Below are 16,010 nucleotides of genomic sequence, written 5' to 3'. Positions count from 1 at the left end.
CATACTCTTTCCCCTCTTCACCCCTCACCCCTTCACGCCTTGCCAGAAACCAATGGCTAATCCTCACATTTTTCTACCACTTGCGCCATTTTATACTGCGGCGAGAAACTCCAAATACGCCTTACTTAGATCTTTGACGGCTAGTTCGTAAAACTGTTTGCCGTGATCAGGCGTTGCTAACGCCGGATTTGACCCCATGCGTCCATCGGGGTAGTGTCGTCGAAAATCAGCCGCGCCATAAATCCGATGTCCCTTCGCCACGGGTTCACTTAAAGGGGCATGTTTGATTGCTTCTGGGTAAACGTATTGCGTCAGGGCAACCTCGCTAGGCGTTGCATGAGAGCCTTCCTGGTCGCCGTAAAGCTCCTTCGCTAGCTTGTAAACAGGGCTGCACAGATACCAATTGCTTACCTGGCACTGAACTTGCTCTGCCTGAGGCACGTGCAAATCAACCAAAGTGGCGTAGACCTCAGAAAACGCTGCCTTTAGCGTCGCCACATTGCCCCCATGCCCGTTAATGAAGAAAAAGCGTGTAAACCCTTCTCGTGCCAGGCAGGTGATGTAATCGCGAATCACCAAAATGAGCGTACTGGGTCGCAGACTCATACTTCCCGGAAACGCAGTGTGATGGAGTGCCATGCCTACGTTGATCGTCGGCGCAATGAGCGCTTGTGTCGCCTCACCCACTCCACGCGCGATCGCTTCTGCACAAATCGCATCGGTGCCAATCAACCCCGTTGGACCATGTTGCTCAGTGGAACCGATCGGCACGATAATACCCTGCGATCGCTCCAAATATGCCTCTACTTCAAGCCAGGTACTCAATTGCAGCAACATTTTAATCACCTCCACTGTCCTAAGATCTTGCAGCTACCCTACCAAAAATAAACTTTCGTTGCGTAAGCGCCGGTCCAATCTGCACTTTGCCCTCAGTTAGGCACTAATCACTCGCATCGTGCTTAACAATCGCTAGAATAGTTGGTACAATCCGATACTTAAGAGATTTAAACCGATCGTCTAAGTTGAAGAGGCTTCAATCAACATTGTCTGTTGTACGTTTAGTGAAGGAGAATGCTAAGGCAAATGGCTAGATCTACAGACGCTCGTGACGGGTTTCTCTTTGTCAGCGCCTCTTTATCTGTACTGCTCCATACGCCAAGTTTTTCTTCTCTGTAAGGGTCTGTGCTGATGTCCTTAGCCGACGCAGAACCTACTGAAACTACTGAACCTTACTTGAATAATGACCTCGAAAAACATTTTTCCGCTTCAAGCGCAACCTAAAGCTGTTTTTCACCTTTCAGTTAACATTGGTCTATCCAATGAAAGCTGCTCAAGTTTTTTCAAGTGCCGCTCCGCTGGGTATACTTCGATCGCTGGGTGGGATAAGGGCAACACGCCTTTCCCCCTGTTTTTGCTTCTTAAAGGAGCAAGGCACGGAAGCCCCAACGACGGTGAAAGCCATGCCTGCAATAGAGACATTGCACGAAGTATTTGACACATTCACTGCTCAGGAGAAGCAACATGTTACACCGCAAGATCTATCAACTGTGTTGCGACGGTCGCGAAGTCTGGATCTTCTTGCGGGACCAGCAACGTTGGATTGAGCGGGCACGTATCCTCGACATCGAAGGAGACCTAGTGACCCTGCGTTACGAAACTGAAGAAGAAGACGAAAACTGTTCGTGGGAAGAAATGGTTCGTCTAGAAAGCATAGGGGCTGTCACTCAAAAGCTAGCCGCTGTTCCAAAAGGCAATGTTGAGCCTGCTGTCTCTGATGATTGCCCCGAAGCTGAGCAAATTCCCAACAATCGTTTTCCAGATTCAAACCCCGACTAGTCGTTAGATGGGTAAATCGTTTCATCCTCTTTACGCCATGCCGGATCAACTAGGCAGATGAACACCAATGGCTCTGTGCCGTTGTTGTGAATAAACTGTTTGGCATTGGGTGGGATGTACACAGTGTCTCCAGGTTCTACAGCCTGATGTTCGTCATTGATATGCATCTCACCCTGACCACTAAGAATGTAGTAGACCTCAGATGTTGTCAGCGCATGAGGTAACGACGTTTGACCAACAGGGACGATCGCGTGTGCCAGGCTGTAGCGCAGCGCGATCGCTTGTTTGTCTGGGTGAAGCAACTCACGTAGTAAGGTGCCGTCGCCTGCCGTAAACTCTGGGCACTCACTCAACTTTTGAATCAACATAAATCTGACTTCCTTTAGCTCTTTCCTGCTGTCATTTTCATCTAGTTTCAAACAGCAAGCTATGAAACGCGATCGCTGTCAGTCTGAACTGTTCATGCTGCAAGCCGAAGCACTCCTAACGGGAGGATAGCACCAACGTTTGGTTCCGAACCGAATTACTACGCCTCTCAGTCTCAAAGCCACCGCTCTAGGCTGTTTTAGCGTACATTACTGCATCCTGCTATAAGTTTGAGGCTTTGATGTGTAAGCACTCGTCACTGGCTCATAGTCTGGGCAACCAATGGCTTCTTCTGTCAACGCTGTAGACGGTCGTACCGTGCATTTAAGGTGATAATCACGGGTAAAAAACTGACAGTTAGCACAGGGAATACGATGCATTTGCCGACCGCGAGCCACGGTATCACGGGTTGCTGTCCAGGCACTCCAGCCCACAAGCATCACAATAAACCAGGCAGAAAGAAAGCAGAGCGGCACCAGCAGGGGCTGTATGGCATGTACAAGCGGTTGCAGAAGTTGAAACACGGCAGTAGATTAGTGTGATAAATAAGGAGCTAGATCTCTAGTGTGAAGCTTAGGTCGCGATTGTGACCTGAGTTTTAGTTTGAAACCTTAAAGAAGTATTAAGTTTTCGTAACAAAAGTCGGAATTCTTTGTAAAGTAGGCACCTTAAATCTAGGCGTTTACGCTGTCAGTATCCGTAAACCTCTTGCGTTTAGCAGAGACCATAACCTCGATGAAAGTCTCCATCTCTTCCACACCGGCACAGTCCAGGCAGATCAAACAGCAGCTAGCGAACCCTAAGGAGTCTCTCTCCTATGAGCTAGGCAAAGCTGTACAAGAATTGCCGCCGCTATATACACGCTTGCTGGCAGGCGGCATTAGCGCACTTGTGTTTGGCACGATCGCCTGGGCACACTTCAGCAAAATTGATGAAGTCGCGATCGCTCAAGGGCAACTGATTCCAAGCACTGAAGTACGACCTATTCGCGCTGGCTCGGTTGGCAGCATTCAGCAAATCAATGTTAAAGAGGGTGATCAGATTCGCAAGGGTCAAGTCATGGTGATTATGGATTCTGCCTTGCCCCAGGCGGAGGTTGCTCGTCTCACCCAAGCCTCTAAACTAATTCGTGAAGACATTGCCCGTCTGCAAGCAGAACGAACGGGTAGCGCCAACGCTGGCACTCAAGTACAAGATCAATTGCTGCAAGCCCGTCTTGGCGAATTCGATCGCAAGAGAGCTGCCGCTATTGATGAGGCACAACGTCAACTATCGGCTCGTGATGAAGCCCTAGCTACGCTATCGCGTCTACAAGCGAACTTAGTTAATGCCAAAGATGGTCTCGCAAACGCCAACATACGCGAACAGGCATTATCCTCGCTCAAGGGCAGTGGAGCCGTCCCTCAACTTGACTACATTCGGGCACAGGATGAAGTGACTCAGGCGAAAGACCGCGTTGTTTCTTACGAAAAAGAAATCAACGTCCAACGGGAAAAGATTCGCCAGGCGGAATCGGCTTACTCGTCAGCTCAAAATACAGCCACGGGTCTAGTCTCTCAGCGACAAAGCGAAATCCTTACGCAATTTACTAAACGGCAGGAAGAGCAGGCATCGGTTGAGGGGCAGCTAGCACAAGCCAAAAAACAGCAAGAGCGTGAAACGATCGCCGCACCCTTTGATGGCACCGTTTACAACGTAAAAGCAACTAGAGGTCCTGTGCAGACTGGCGAAGAGCTAGTATCGATAGTGCCAAAAGATGAAAATATCGTGTTAGAGGTCAAGATTCTCAACCGAGACATCGGGTTTATCAAAGAAGGGATGAGAGCTAAAGTCAAGTTAGCAACCTTCTCCTACCAGGAATTTGGCATTGTAGAAGGGAAAGTCATTGGAGTAAGCCCTAATGCGATCGTTGAGAAAGATGTTGGTCTTGTCTTTCCAACCAGGATTCGGTTAAATAAACGTGCTGTTGATGTCCGGGGGCAGTCGGTCAACTTCACTCCTGGTATGCAAGCGACTGCCGAGATTGTGACTCGTAAGAAGTCGGTTCTAGACTTCATGATTGAACCAATTACTCGCCGCTTTAGTGAAGCTTTTTCAGTACGCTAGCTGCTTGTTTTAGCTCAATCAATTTAGCACTTAGCCCTAAGAGATGTTCTACAAAAGCATCGCTTGGGGCTTTATACTTCAGTTAAGCCAACGCCGTACAAGCTGCCATAGATGGTAGAACGGCATTCGAGTTTTGAGACGGCTCGACTTACCGCCACGGTTATTAACGCCTCAGGATGAAATAGTTAAACGAACGGGAGCGAAGGCATTCACAAAAGCTTTGCGTTAGTGTAGATTTTACGGAGACTTCTGCATTATTACTGAGATGCATTAACGCTATCTTTTGCACATAGGGTTCCTCTAGTTGATCGCATGACAAAGCAACGCTCTCAGCTTAGACTTCTCTTGCTGCAAATTCGGGATGACGCCATTACTTGCGAGGAAGAATTAAACGAATTTATTCGCTACAGTCATCTGGAGGCGGCACAGTTTACGGTGCTAAACGTGTTTGAGACTCCTGTGTTTAATGCAACATGTATGGAGGGTTTTGACGCTCTGTTGGTAGGGGGTTCCAGCGATGCGTCTGTGACACAACCAGAACAATATCCCTTTGTAGAGCATCTAAAACGGTTGCTGAAACACTGCTTGCACGAAAGCATACCTGTTTTTGCCTCTTGCTTTGGGTTTCAAGCGGCGATCGAGGCGTTGGGTGGTCAGGTTATTGTTGATGTTGCCAGCATGGAAATGGGTACGTATCCGCTTCAGCTAACGGAAGCAGCGCTGACGGATAAGCTGTTTTATGACGTTCCCAACGGTTTTTGGGCAGTGTTGGGACATAAAGAGCGGGCGGTTTCGCTGCCAGAGGAAGCAGTTTTGCTAGCATCTTCAGCACTTTGTCCCTATCAAGCGTTTCGGGTCGCTGGCAAACCTTTTTATGCGTTTCAGTTCCATCCAGAAATCGATCCACCCGATTTAAGGGTTCGCCTTACACGGTATCAGAGCCGTTATTTTGACAGTACTGCTACGCTTGCCACTATGCTGCAAGATTTGCAAGAGACCCCGATCGCGAACCAGTTGGTGAAAAAGTTTATCGATCGCATTTTGCTGGCATAAGTCATTACAGCAATCTCGAACCGACTCAGCGATGCAAACTCCTTAGGTGGTCGATCGCTCTGCCCACGGCGTAACAAGGTTAAACAGTAGCTTAAAGGCTAAGTCTGTAAGCAGACCAATCAGACCAATCAGGGCGATCGTAAACAGCACTTTATCGGTTTGGAGATAGCGTTGCGACTGCACCACACGAAAGCCCAAGCCGTTTTCAGAGGCAATCAGTTCTGAGATCACCAGGTAATTCCACGCTCCAGCCACATTGACCCGCAGAGTATCAATAATGCTCGGTATGATGGCTGGCACAATCACTCGCATCAGCACATTCAGCCGATTTGCGCCTAACGTATACGCTACGCTCAAAAGTTCATTTGGAATGAATTTAACGGCATCTGTCACCATGATCGCGTTGTAGAAGACGATGCCGAGAAAAATAATGGTGACGCGGGTCTGTTCCTCCAGCCCCAGCCAGAGCACAATGAGCGGTACAAAAGCGGCGACAGGCATATAGCGCACGGTGCCAACGATCGGGCTAAACAGGCTTTCCATGCTTTGAAAGGTGCCCATAGCAATGCCGATCGGTACGCCAACGGCTGCTGCAACCATAAAACCCAGAAAGACACGGTAAGAACTGGCAGCTACGTCTAGCAGCAGATTTTCTTCAGTGAACATCTGTCTGCCAGCTTGCAGTACGGCTGTTGGTGTTGGTAGAAAGATCGGTGTCACCCAAGCGCGGTAACTTAGGAGCGACCAAACAGCAAGCGGCACGAGCAAAGCCGTAGTGGAAATAACTATTTTTAGCCAGCGAGGCAAGTTCTGACGAATGCCCCAGAATCTAGACGGCATGAGATAGCGCTTGCGTGACGTGGAAGGAGCTTTAAGCACGGCAGTGTCAAGGCGAGTAAAGAATTGATTAAGCAGTCACAGATTATCAGGGTCAGTCAGTTTAACCGTAGCAACTGCAACAATTTTAGGCGACGGACATTCGTTTAATAGACTTAACGTTGATGGACTAAATGTACCGTTGCCGTGCCCTGCTTACAAATGTTTGAATGAAGCAGCATGACCCCAGCGCCTTTTCCACGATCGCGCCCAGCCCTTAACGATGCAAGTACTGCTTTGACTCTTACCAGCACAAGCCTGCCATCCGTTCAATCATCCCAGCTTCCTAAACTTGAAGTGCAAGGCGTGTCTAAATGCTTTTCGCATGCAGGCAGCGCTTTCACAGTGCTGGACACTATCGATCTTTACTTGCAGCCGCGAGAGTTGGTTTGCATTGTTGGTGCCTCAGGCTGTGGTAAATCGACCTTACTTAACATTATTGCTGGTCTGATTCTGCCCTCTTCGGGCAAAGTATTGATTGATGGTGCAGCAGTGCCCGGTCCCGGAGCTGATCGGGGGATGATTTTTCAGAGCTACACGCTTTATCCCTGGCTCACGGTAGCAGACAATATTGCGTTTGGGCTAAAGCTGCGTCGCCTGCCCAAAGGAGATATCAAGCAACGGGTATCCTATTATCTTGATGTAGTAGGCTTGACTAAATTTGCCAGAGCTTATCCGAAAGAGCTGTCGGGTGGGATGAAGCAACGGGTAGCGATCGCCCGTGCGCTAGCAAATGAACCAGACGTGCTGCTAATGGACGAACCCTTTGGCGCACTAGATGCCCAAACCAAAGAGCAAATGCAGAAGTTTTTGCTGGAGTTATGGGAGCAAACCCACACCACAATTCTGATGATTACCCATGATTTAGAAGAAGCTGTTTTTCTCTCACAGCGAATCTATGTAATGAGTGCCCATCCAGGAAAAATTAAGCACGATGTTCGCGTTTCGCTCCCAGAGCATCGAGATTTAGAAATAAAGCTTGATCCTGAGTTTATTCAAATTAAACGCACGATTATTCAGGCGCTCCATACCAGCAGCTAGAAGAGTAGCTAGAAGCAGATGGCACGCTCGGTTAAACGAATTCTTCGCACCGCAATGCCACAAGCTAATAGCTCCACTATGGCTTGACCATACCTAAGCGCTGCTTCAGAGCATCTTGCGCTTGTTCTCGATCGTCAAAATGAATCTTCTCAGTACCCAGGATTTGATAGTCTTCATGCCCCTTTCCTGCAATCAGAACCCCATCACCTGGCTGTGCCTCCAGAATGGCGGTATGAATGGCAGCCGCACGATCGCCCATTACCACAGGTTCTACGGATGCAGGAAAACCTGCCACCACATCCTGCAAAATGCGTTGTGGATCTTCAGTACGAGGATTATCTGAGGTGACAATGACGCGATCGGCGAGATCGGCAGCAATGCGACCCATCTGAGGACGCTTACCTCGATCGCGATCGCCCCCACAGCCAAACACACAAATCATGTTGCCCTGAATAAATGGTCGCGCTGCCCGGAGCAAATTCTCCAAACTATCGGGCGTGTGAGCATAATCGACAATCACACTAATATCCTGGTTAGGCACAATCTGCACCTGTTCCATCCGTCCCGGTACACCGCTAAATTGAGGCAGTGCCGTCACAATATCAGACAAATCCAGCCCTAGATGCAGCACCGCGCCCACTGCTGCTAACAGATTAGCAAGATTAAATTGACCAACTAGGGGCGATTGAAAAGCCATCTCGCCCAGTGGCGTGTGCAGCATTCCACTCACGCCATCCGAGCCGTAGGACAAATTGCTGGTATACAAATCGGCTGTCGTGTCGTCGGTGCTGTAGCTCCAAGCGTTGTCTAAATGCTGCAACAACTGTTGTCCATAGGGATCGTCTAAATTAACTACCGCTCGCCCTTTGCGGTAGCTGGGACTAAACAGCAGCGCTTTCGCTGCGAAATAGTCATCCATATCTCGGTGGAAGTCCAGATGGTCTTGCGTCAGGTTTGTAAAGACTGCCACCTCAAACGTACAGCCCAATACCCTCCCCTGAGCCAGCGCATGAGAACTTACTTCCATGACACCAAACTCACAGCCTGCGGTTAGTGCCTCTGCCAACTGCCGCTGTAGCTCAACTGCAAAGGGTGTGGTGTGCAACGCGGTCTGCTGAAAGCCCTGCCAGCGCGTATAAAGCGTCCCTAAGAGGGCTGTAGACTTATGCGCCTGTTGTAGTAGAAACTCAATGAGATGCGTGGTTGTCGTTTTGCCGTTGGTTCCGGTCACACCGACCAACTTAAGCTGCTGTGCTGGATTGCCATAAAACGCTGCTGCCAATTGGGCTGAAACCTGCACCATATCGTTCGCAGCAATAATGTAAGGCATGGCAACACCTTGCTCTTGCCTCGCCTTCGCTGCTGCTTGAGGTGAAACAACCGCAGCGATCGCCCCTGCCGCGATCGCGCTTGCCCAAAAGTCTCCACCATCAATGCGCATTCCTGGCATGCCAATGAACACGTCTCCCGGCTGACATGTGTGGGAATTGGTTGACAAACCCTTAACGTCTGCCTCTAGTGCCGGATGCTCTGACAACGGCACCATATTTGGAATGCTTGCCAGCAACTCTCGCAACTTCATGTCGGTGCTTCCTCTTTACACAACTAACGACGCACGACCACTAAAGTCTCGATTTTAGATTGTGGACAGAGCTTTGCAACGCAAAAAGCCTGCTAAATTTTGGGTTTTGCCTTTGATCCAAGCCTGCTTTGACTGAATGCAGCGTCTTGACTGAATGCACCACCACCAGCCCATAAAAGTTGTAAGGTGCAGGAGGCTTGTTAAAGACTCTCCGCACCTCACGTAGATTCAGGCAGTTGTTTGAACGATCGTTCTATAGCTCTTTTACTGAGGACACAAGCTGCGTCACCATGTCTTTAGCGCTGCCGAACAGCATCATGGTTTTGTCCTTGTAGAACAGTTCATTTTCGACTCCGGCAAAGCCGTTGCTCATACCGCGCTTGATGACGATCGTATGTTGGGCGCGATCGACTTCCAGAATCGGCATCCCATAAATGGGGCTGCCAGCATCGCTACGGGCGGCGGGATTGACCACATCGTTTGCGCCAATGACTAATGCCACATCCGTGCGATCGAACTCAGGATTGATATCATCCATATCGTAAAGCTGGGGATACGGCACGTTTGCTTCCGCCAGCAGCACGTTCATGTGACCTGGCATCCGTCCAGCGACAGGATGAATGGCGTATTTCACATCTACACCCAAACGCTCTAGCTGATCGGCTAACTCACGAACGGCGTGCTGTGCCTGAGCGACTGCCATCCCGTAACCCGGCACAATGACAACCGATTTAGCATAGCCCAGCATCATTGCGCCTTCTTCTGCGTCGATCGATCGCAGCGCCTTGTCCTCAGTGCCAGCTGCGGTGCTGCCTTCGACCTTTTTACCGGAACCGAATGCGCTAAATAAGACATTCGTGATCGAGCGGTTCATTGCCTTACACATAATCTGGGTCAGGATGATGCCCGATGCGCCGACTAACGCGCCCGAAATAATGAGCATATTGTTCATCAGCACAAAGCCTGCTGCACTGGCTGCCAAGCCTGAGAAGGAGTTCAGCAGCGAGATGACAACAGGGGTATCTGCACCACCGATCGGCAGCACAAACAGCACGCCCAAGACTAGGGAAACGGCGACCAAAGCCAGAAAAACTGTCGTTTCTTTGGGGTTAAAAATGAGATAGGCACTACCTGCCAAGAACCCAGCCAACAGCGTGATATTGAATGGCTGCTGAAACGGAAAGGTAATGGGTGAGCCACTAATTAGCCCTTGCAGTTTTACAAACGCAAGTAAACTGCCTGTAAACGTGATGCCACCAATTAGGACGCTAAGGATAATCGTAATCGTTTCATCGGCTGGAATAGCGGTTAAGCCGTGGATGACTTTCCAGAATTCACCGACGGCGACGAGTGCTGAAGCTGCACCACCAAAACCGTTCAGCAAACCGACCATCTGTGGCATGGCGGTCATTTCCACCCGTTGAGCCATAAGTGCACCGATCGCTGACCCGATCGCGATGCCAAGTAGCACCATTTCGTAGTTCAGCACAGCTTGGTCGAGCAACGTTGCGACGATCGCAATCAGCATCCCGATCGCGGCGAGTAAATTGCCTTTTCGTGCGGTGGCAGGCGATCCCAGCTGCTTTAAGCCAATAATAAAGAGGGCTGATGCAGTGAGATAGCTAAGCTGAATGCCAGTTGGCAAAAAATCCGTCATGCCTTCACCTCTTTTTTCTTAAACATTTGCAGCATCCGGTCAGTCACTAAGAAGCCGCCCACTACGTTAATCGTTGCCAGTACTACCGCAATTAGTCCGAGAATGACCGTCAAACTCCAATTGCGCTCGCCTGAAACGAGCAAAGCACCAACGATCGCAATGCCCGAAATGGCATTTGACCCCGACATCAGCGGTGTATGCAGCGTTGGTGGAATTTTGTTGATGACCTCAAAGCCAATAAATGATGCCAGCACAAAAACAACCAGTCCGGCAATTAATCCTTCTGCCATTGTTCAAAACTCCAATATAGTTTTTAGTTTTTGGTTGTTAGTTGTTAGTAAGAGTTTTTCTAAAAACAAACGTTTTAGTTGCTCCTAATTACCGCTTTTTAGCCATTAGCAAGAAAACCCCTAATGACTAAAGGCTAACAGCTAACAACTTTCTATTTGGCTGCCACAGGTTCACCCAACAAATCGCGCACGCGCTGGTTTCTTACTTCGCCAGCGTGAGTAACGCAAGTGCCGCTGATAATGTCATCCTCAAAATTCAGCATGAGTACGCCATCTTTGATGAGATACTGCACCAGCGTCAGGAGGTTTTTGGCATACATCTGGCTAGCGTGGACAGGCATTGTGGACGGCAAATTAGTAGGACCAATAATCGTCACGCCGTTGCGAATTACATCTTTACCTGCCTCTGAGCCCTCGCAGTTACCACCTTGCTCTGCTGCCATATCAACGACTACAGAACCAGGCTTCATCTGGGCAATCATGTCACCTGTGACTAACCGGGGAGCCTTGCGTCCGGGCACCTGAGCCGTGGTAATGACAATATCAGACAGTTTGACGTGTTCGGCGATCGCCTCCTGAGTCTTCTGTTTCGCAGCGTCCGAAACTTCCTTGGCGTAGCCACCCGCTGCCACAGTTTCTTCTTCCAGCTTCACTTCAACAAATTTAGCGCCCAAACTTTGCACTTCTTCTTTCACAGCGGGGCGAATGTCAAAGGCTTCTACAACCGCACCGAGGCGACGGGCAGTGGCGATCGCCTGCAAACCTGCCACCCCTGCACCAATAACAAACACTTTGGCAGGCGCAATTGTGCCAGCCGCCGTGGTCAGCATTGGGAAGAATTTGGGCAGTGCTGCTGCTGCAATTAGTGTCGCCTTGTAGCCAGCCAACCCTGCCTGCGATGAGAGCGCATCCATGCTTTGTGCCCGACTGGTACGCGGAATCAGTTCAATGCCAAAAGCTGTCACTTTGCGATCGGCTAATCGCTTGATGCCACCTGGATTGCCCAGTGGATCAAGAAAACTGATGAGCGTTGCGCCTTCGTGCAGCAAATCCGTCTCGTGTTGCCCATCTGCCCGCTCTCGAGGTGGGCTTACCTTTAGCAGCACATCTGCTTCACGCCACAAGTGTGCTGTATCGGTGACGATCGTTGCTCCTGCGGCTTCGTAGGCAGCATCCGCAAAAAATGCCTGTTCGCCTGCGCCTGCTTCTACCCAAACTTCTAACCCCTGCTTGACCAACCGGCTTACAGTGTCTGGGATTAACGCAACGCGACGCTCTCCCATTTCGACTTCCTTCGCGACACCGATCTTCATGAATGCTCCTTTTCAAACTGTGATTGTTAAAGAGTGGTTTTGATCATTGCTTCAGCAGCAGAAAAGCTGTGAAACTGCCACCGGGGTGCATCCACTCCCAAAGCGTTCAGCCGTTGAGTATCACTTTTGCACACCAGTTTTGGCAGCACAGACTTTTGGCAGCACAGATGTTGCTAGCGCACCTGATTTTACCAATGCACCCGGCAACGCCAAAGCACTCAAGCGCTCACCCTAAACGATCGCACTAACCCTGTATCCTACGTTAATTCTCAAAAGCGCAGTCGTTTTTTTAACTTGTCTTATGATTGTCACTTATAGATTAAGCACTAATAGATAAGATTTTTGCTGCTAGAGGATTTCTTTTGAAGCTCATTTATCCCAAAGAAGTAGCTGACAACCGTATAGTTTCATTGACAACCGTATGGTTTCATTCGTGATGCAAGGCTACATTCAGGACGAAGCAGAGCGCTAAAGGTGCTTGACCAAACAAATTGCAAGCATAAGCTAATTGTGAGCATAAACGGTTGCAAACGACTGCAAGGCGAGGTGCGTTCCTGGCAGGGCACTTTTAGCCGTCATCATCGTCTAGCTGCTTGACCTGTGCTTATAGATACATACTCTTAGCGTAGGACTGACGACCTTAATGCTGGTCTTGAGTCGTCTGAGCGAGTACGCGCATGAGTCATTAACTCATCAATCCTGATAGAGTCTACTTAGCGCGAAGATTAGCGAACTGTTAACCAATCTCTGCCACTTGAGTAATCCGCTTATGTTTTCTAGATCCTTTGTTAAACGTGCTCTGTCGGGACTTGCGATCGCAGGTGTGTTAGTGACAGGGCTTCCACTGCTTAGTTTTGCTCAGGGGCTACCAGGTCTCACTATTTTTGGCGGTGTTAAAGGTGAAGATAACCTGAACTACCGTTTAGACTTTGGCGGCAGAGCTAACGTTGCTGGTGAGCGCTACCGTTTAAGACTTCCTGCTAAGAAAATGAAGCTGGCAGTGGCTCAATTTTCGATCGCCTATCCCGATTACTTTGAAGGGGAATTTGATCCAAAAGATGTAGAAGTGATCGTCAAAAACAAAGCGGTGCCGCTACAAGAAGTGAACTGGAATAAGGAAAACAACTTTATCGAGATTTTCCCAACTGACCCCGTGCCCGCAGGCAGTAGTGTCGAAATTCAGCTTGCCAACGTGCGTAACCCAGACGCTGGCGTTTACTACTTCAACTGTCAGGTGCTTTCACCCGGCGATACTCCTCTTTTGCGTTATCTAGGCACCTGGGTGATTTCGATCGGCAATCAGTAACACTCTCAACATGGCTCAACGTAGCATCACGACTGATTGACGATCGCTGACTTAGACCTGAATCATGACGAATGTGCTTCAGCTTACTAAAGCGGTGGTACAATCGAAAGCTGTGGCTTTGAGAGCCTCTGCTGGGAACTTGGGGAAATATCAACCATGACAAAACGGACTTTAGGCGGCACCAGTCGCAAACGCAAACGCACCTCTGGTTTCCGCGCTCGTATGCGTACTGCAACCGGGCGACGCGTTATCAAAGCACGCAGAACAAAAGGGCGTATTCGTCTAGCTGCTGCCTAATCCCATTATTCTGGGGTCTAGGACGTGGCGCTATCCAAAGTAAATCGTCTCCGGTCTAGACAGGACTTTAATGCTGTTTATCGCAGAGGTATTCGGCGGAAGAGTAGGCATCTGACATTACTTGCATTGCAACAACTGCATAGCGAGAAATTTTTATCAGGTAATGTTTCTACGCGTCCAACGCCTGAGACTGCATCGGCAGCACCTACGCGGGTAGGGATCTCGATCAGCCTAAAAGTGAGCAAGCGCGCTGTAGTACGCAACCGCCTAAAGCGCTGGTTAAAGGTAGCAGCACGATCGTTGTTGTGGAAGTTTCCAGTTGGGTGGGATATCGTTGTGCTTGTCCAGCCAGAAGCAACACAGTGCGATTATCGACAATTTCTGCAAGAATTAGAGCAGTTGCTGATAAACGCTGAGGTATGCGATGGGGATTAGCGAAGATATCTACTACGAGGGCGGTCCTCATGTAGGAGATCTCATTTTCAACTTACTTTTGGGCTTTACGGTGATTTGCTTGCCACTTACGGTTGGTTCCATCGTGAGAGCTTTTTGGCTGCGCTATCGCATTACCAGTCGGCGGATTTCTGTAATTGGCGGCTGGATGGGACGCGATCGCGCAGACATCATCTATTCTGAAATTGCCAAAGTAGTAACGGTTCCTCGTGGCTTAGGGCTGTGGGGCGATATGGTGCTCACGCTGAAAGATGGTAGCCGTATCGAACTACGCTCAATGCCTAACTTTCGAGCGACGTACGATTACATTAACGAGAAGCTAACACCCAGAGCTCAGGCTGCAAGTGGGGCACTAGGTAGCAAGAGCTAGTGCAGGAGGCGATCGTGTCAGTTGGTATGGTATCCAGCGGGCGCTAGCGTTTCTTGCATCTGCCTATAGGTATGCTGGCTAAGATTAGCTACACTTGAAATTCAAACTGCACAACGTACGAGAGGCTACATTCGGCGCATGGACTTTGGTATTGGGTTTATTTCCAACAATATAATGCTGCCGATCCTGGATTTTTTCTACGGGATCGTTCCAAGCTACGGATTAGCTATTGTCTCTCTGACCCTGGTTATTCGCTTTGCACTCTATCCATTAAGTGCTGGCTCAATCCGAAGTATGCGCCGCATGAAGGTCGTTCAGCCTGTGATGCAGAAGCGCCAGCAGGAAATCCGCGATCGCTACAAGGATGATCCTGCGAAACAGCAAGAGGAAATGGGCAAGGTCATGAAGGAGTTTGGCAATCCACTAGCTGGATGCCTGCCACTCCTGTTTCAAATGCCCATTCTATTTGCTCTGTTTGCCACACTGCGAGGATCACCCTTCTCAGATGTGCCTTACTCCATCAACCTCCAGATTTTGCCGAAAGAGCAGGTTGAGCAAATTCAACCTCAGGCTTTTGCGACTGCGCCACAAAATATTTATGTTTCTGACGGCGTTCATGCACCTATCACAGCCGTGCTCCCAGGTGGTAACAAACTAGCTGTTGGTGAAAAAACGAAAGTGGACTTTCAAACGGTTGAAGGCAAGTCGTTACAGTCGCTTTTGGAAGAATATCCTGACACGAAACTATCGCCCCGTTTTGAAGTAGCAAGCGGTGCTGAAAGAGTCAAGCTGAACGACGATGGCACGATCGAAGCCTTACAGCCAGGTGATGTGACGATCAAGAGCCTAGTTCCGGGTTTGGCAGCTAATAAGGGCTTTCTGTTTATCGACAAGCTTGGGCGGGTTGGCGCGATCGATCCGGATGGTGTCATTCATTGGGACATTGTGGGCATGATCGTGTTCTTCGGTCTCAGTCTCTATGTCAACCAGTTGCTTTCGGGTCAGGGCAAGAGTGCCAACGCTAACCCACAGCAAGAAACCATCAACAAGATTACGCCTGTACTGTTCTCAGGTATGTTCTTCTGGTTCCCCTTGCCTGCTGGGGTGCTGATGTACATGACGATCGCCAACGTTTTTCAAACAGCTCAGACCTTCATTCTGTCTCGCGAACCGCTGCCCGAAGAGATCCAAAAGCTAGTAGAGGCTGAGGAAAAGGCGATCGAAAGTAAAGCAGCTGTTCTACCGTTTGAACCAGGTCGAACGAAGAAAGACGCTGAAGCTAAGCTTTCTAAGAAGGGTTCGGAGCCAAAAGCCAAGGCGAAAGAATCTAAAACGAAGGAACCTAAAGTTAGAGAGGCGAAGTCGAAAGACGTTAAGGTTGAAGTGATTCCTGAGAAGGTAAGTACAGCATCTAAAGTCAACCGTTCTGAGCCTAAGACTGCTCACTCTGAGTCAACCGTAGAA

General features: G+C 49.4%; 17 protein-coding genes and 1 pseudogene. 10 read left to right on the top strand and 8 right to left on the bottom strand.

Annotated features, from left to right (window positions below; genetic code table 11):
* Positions 1-90 precede the first annotated feature (90 nt).
* Positions 91-837, bottom strand: coding sequence for a creatininase family protein (locus tag H6F76_RS07675; protein ID WP_190507213.1), 747 nt, complete (start codon positions 835-837; stop codon positions 91-93).
* Positions 838-1,521: 684 nt separating this feature from the next.
* Between H6F76_RS07675 and H6F76_RS07670 the strand changes: the two genes are divergently transcribed.
* Positions 1,522-1,836 (top strand): DUF6679 family protein, encoded by a 315-nt coding sequence (locus H6F76_RS07670; RefSeq protein ID WP_190447006.1) that lies wholly within the window; start codon positions 1,522-1,524, stop codon positions 1,834-1,836.
* Here the strand turns inward: H6F76_RS07670 and H6F76_RS07665 are convergent.
* Both H6F76_RS07665 and H6F76_RS07660 read right to left on the bottom strand, forming a co-directional pair.
* Positions 1,833-2,204, bottom strand: a complete 372-nt coding sequence (locus tag H6F76_RS07665; RefSeq protein ID WP_190507196.1) for a cupin domain-containing protein — start codon at positions 2,202-2,204, stop codon at positions 1,833-1,835. The genes H6F76_RS07670 and H6F76_RS07665 overlap by 4 nt on opposite strands.
* Positions 2,205-2,411: 207 nt before the next feature.
* The gene (locus H6F76_RS07660) at positions 2,412-2,726 is read right to left on the bottom strand and encodes a hypothetical protein (RefSeq protein ID WP_190507194.1); all 315 of its coding nucleotides are present in this window, start codon (positions 2,724-2,726) and stop codon (positions 2,412-2,414) included.
* A 211-nt stretch (positions 2,727-2,937) separates the two neighbouring features.
* Here H6F76_RS07660 and H6F76_RS07655 point away from each other — a divergent pair, with 211 nt between their 5' ends.
* Complete coding sequence (locus H6F76_RS07655; protein WP_190447009.1) at positions 2,938-4,308, top strand: HlyD family type I secretion periplasmic adaptor subunit; 1,371 nt, start codon at positions 2,938-2,940, stop codon at positions 4,306-4,308.
* 312 nt (positions 4,309-4,620) lie between these two features.
* Positions 4,621-5,361 carry a type 1 glutamine amidotransferase gene (locus H6F76_RS07650; protein ID WP_190507192.1) on the top strand — a complete coding sequence of 247 codons (741 nt, stop codon included), beginning with the start codon at positions 4,621-4,623 and terminating at the stop codon, positions 5,359-5,361.
* A gap of 42 nt (positions 5,362-5,403) precedes the next feature.
* On the opposite strand, the gene H6F76_RS07645 is transcribed toward H6F76_RS07650, so the two are convergent.
* Positions 5,404-6,201 carry an ABC transporter permease gene (locus H6F76_RS07645; protein WP_190507190.1) on the bottom strand — a complete coding sequence of 266 codons (798 nt, stop codon included), beginning with the start codon at positions 6,199-6,201 and terminating at the stop codon, positions 5,404-5,406.
* A 216-nt stretch (positions 6,202-6,417) separates the two neighbouring features.
* On the opposite strand from H6F76_RS07645, the gene H6F76_RS07640 reads away from it, so the two are divergent.
* Positions 6,418-7,278, top strand: coding sequence for an ABC transporter ATP-binding protein (locus tag H6F76_RS07640; RefSeq protein WP_190507188.1), 861 nt, complete (start codon positions 6,418-6,420; stop codon positions 7,276-7,278).
* A gap of 76 nt (positions 7,279-7,354) precedes the next feature.
* On the opposite strand, the gene H6F76_RS07635 is transcribed toward H6F76_RS07640, so the two are convergent.
* From H6F76_RS07635 to H6F76_RS07620, 4 genes are all read right to left on the bottom strand, one after another.
* Positions 7,355-8,860, bottom strand: a complete 1,506-nt coding sequence (locus tag H6F76_RS07635; RefSeq protein ID WP_190507186.1) for a UDP-N-acetylmuramoyl-L-alanyl-D-glutamate--2,6-diaminopimelate ligase — start codon at positions 8,858-8,860, stop codon at positions 7,355-7,357.
* Positions 8,861-9,113: 253 nt separating this feature from the next.
* The gene (locus H6F76_RS07630) at positions 9,114-10,517 is read right to left on the bottom strand and encodes an NAD(P)(+) transhydrogenase (Re/Si-specific) subunit beta (RefSeq protein WP_190507185.1); all 1,404 of its coding nucleotides are present in this window, start codon (positions 10,515-10,517) and stop codon (positions 9,114-9,116) included.
* Positions 10,514-10,807: an NAD(P) transhydrogenase subunit alpha gene (locus H6F76_RS07625; RefSeq protein WP_190447015.1), complete on the bottom strand. Its 294-nt coding sequence runs from the start codon at positions 10,805-10,807 to the stop codon at positions 10,514-10,516. Before H6F76_RS07625 ends, H6F76_RS07630 begins: the two co-directional genes overlap by 4 nt.
* Positions 10,808-10,959: 152 nt before the next feature.
* The gene (locus H6F76_RS07620) at positions 10,960-12,120 is read right to left on the bottom strand and encodes a Re/Si-specific NAD(P)(+) transhydrogenase subunit alpha (RefSeq protein WP_190507184.1); all 1,161 of its coding nucleotides are present in this window, start codon (positions 12,118-12,120) and stop codon (positions 10,960-10,962) included.
* A 46-nt stretch (positions 12,121-12,166) separates the two neighbouring features.
* Here H6F76_RS07620 and H6F76_RS07615 point away from each other — a divergent pair, with 46 nt between their 5' ends.
* The 6 genes and pseudogenes from H6F76_RS07615 to yidC all read left to right on the top strand — a co-directional run.
* A complete protein-coding gene (locus H6F76_RS07615) occupies positions 12,167-12,355 on the top strand; it encodes a hypothetical protein (RefSeq protein ID WP_190447017.1) in 189 nt (62 codons plus the stop codon).
* Between the two features lie 534 nt (positions 12,356-12,889).
* Positions 12,890-13,426: a DUF2808 domain-containing protein gene (locus H6F76_RS07610; RefSeq protein ID WP_190507183.1), complete on the top strand. Its 537-nt coding sequence runs from the start codon at positions 12,890-12,892 to the stop codon at positions 13,424-13,426.
* A 156-nt stretch (positions 13,427-13,582) separates the two neighbouring features.
* Positions 13,583-13,723 carry a 50S ribosomal protein L34 gene (gene rpmH / locus H6F76_RS07605; protein WP_190447019.1) on the top strand — a complete coding sequence of 47 codons (141 nt, stop codon included), beginning with the start codon at positions 13,583-13,585 and terminating at the stop codon, positions 13,721-13,723.
* Between the two features lie 24 nt (positions 13,724-13,747).
* The gene (gene rnpA, locus H6F76_RS07600) at positions 13,748-14,158 is read left to right on the top strand and encodes a ribonuclease P protein component (protein WP_190507182.1); all 411 of its coding nucleotides are present in this window, start codon (positions 13,748-13,750) and stop codon (positions 14,156-14,158) included.
* Positions 14,148-14,546 (top strand): PH domain-containing protein, encoded by a 399-nt coding sequence (locus H6F76_RS07595; protein WP_190447021.1) that lies wholly within the window; start codon positions 14,148-14,150, stop codon positions 14,544-14,546. Before rnpA ends, H6F76_RS07595 begins: the two co-directional genes overlap by 11 nt.
* A 138-nt stretch (positions 14,547-14,684) precedes the next feature.
* Positions 14,685-15,815, top strand: a pseudogene (gene yidC / locus H6F76_RS07590) (membrane protein insertase YidC); the annotation flags it as partial.
* Between the last annotated feature and the right edge of the window lie 195 nt (positions 15,816-16,010).

This window comes from Leptolyngbya sp. FACHB-321 (assembly GCF_014695975.1).
Taxonomy (GTDB): Bacteria; Cyanobacteriota; Cyanobacteriia; order Leptolyngbyales; family Leptolyngbyaceae; genus Stenomitos.
Note: the sequence above shows the minus strand (reverse complement) of the source record. Positions and strands in the feature narration are given on the sequence as shown.

Excerpts from the sequence above, each read along its gene's own strand:
- H6F76_RS07665 (WP_190507196.1), bottom strand. The coding sequence starts at position 2,204 with ATGTTGATTCAAAAGTTGAGTGAGTGCCCAGAGTTTACGGCAGGCGAC.
- H6F76_RS07670 (WP_190447006.1), top strand. The coding sequence starts at position 1,522 with ATGTTACACCGCAAGATCTATCAACTGTGTTGCGACGGTCGCGAAGTC.
- H6F76_RS07610 (WP_190507183.1), top strand. The coding sequence starts at position 12,890 with ATGTTTTCTAGATCCTTTGTTAAACGTGCTCTGTCGGGACTTGCGATC.
- H6F76_RS07655 (WP_190447009.1), top strand. The coding sequence starts at position 2,938 with ATGAAAGTCTCCATCTCTTCCACACCGGCACAGTCCAGGCAGATCAAA.
- rpmH (WP_190447019.1), top strand. The coding sequence starts at position 13,583 with ATGACAAAACGGACTTTAGGCGGCACCAGTCGCAAACGCAAACGCACC.
- H6F76_RS07645 (WP_190507190.1), bottom strand. The coding sequence starts at position 6,201 with ATGCCGTCTAGATTCTGGGGCATTCGTCAGAACTTGCCTCGCTGGCTA.
- H6F76_RS07620 (WP_190507184.1), bottom strand. The coding sequence starts at position 12,120 with ATGAAGATCGGTGTCGCGAAGGAAGTCGAAATGGGAGAGCGTCGCGTT.
- H6F76_RS07635 (WP_190507186.1), bottom strand. The coding sequence starts at position 8,860 with ATGAAGTTGCGAGAGTTGCTGGCAAGCATTCCAAATATGGTGCCGTTG.
- H6F76_RS07595 (WP_190447021.1), top strand. The coding sequence starts at position 14,148 with ATGGGGATTAGCGAAGATATCTACTACGAGGGCGGTCCTCATGTAGGA.
- H6F76_RS07640 (WP_190507188.1), top strand. The coding sequence starts at position 6,418 with ATGACCCCAGCGCCTTTTCCACGATCGCGCCCAGCCCTTAACGATGCA.
- H6F76_RS07630 (WP_190507185.1), bottom strand. The coding sequence starts at position 10,517 with ATGACGGATTTTTTGCCAACTGGCATTCAGCTTAGCTATCTCACTGCA.
- H6F76_RS07650 (WP_190507192.1), top strand. The coding sequence starts at position 4,621 with ATGACAAAGCAACGCTCTCAGCTTAGACTTCTCTTGCTGCAAATTCGG.
- H6F76_RS07625 (WP_190447015.1), bottom strand. The coding sequence starts at position 10,807 with ATGGCAGAAGGATTAATTGCCGGACTGGTTGTTTTTGTGCTGGCATCA.
- H6F76_RS07675 (WP_190507213.1), bottom strand. The coding sequence starts at position 837 with ATGTTGCTGCAATTGAGTACCTGGCTTGAAGTAGAGGCATATTTGGAG.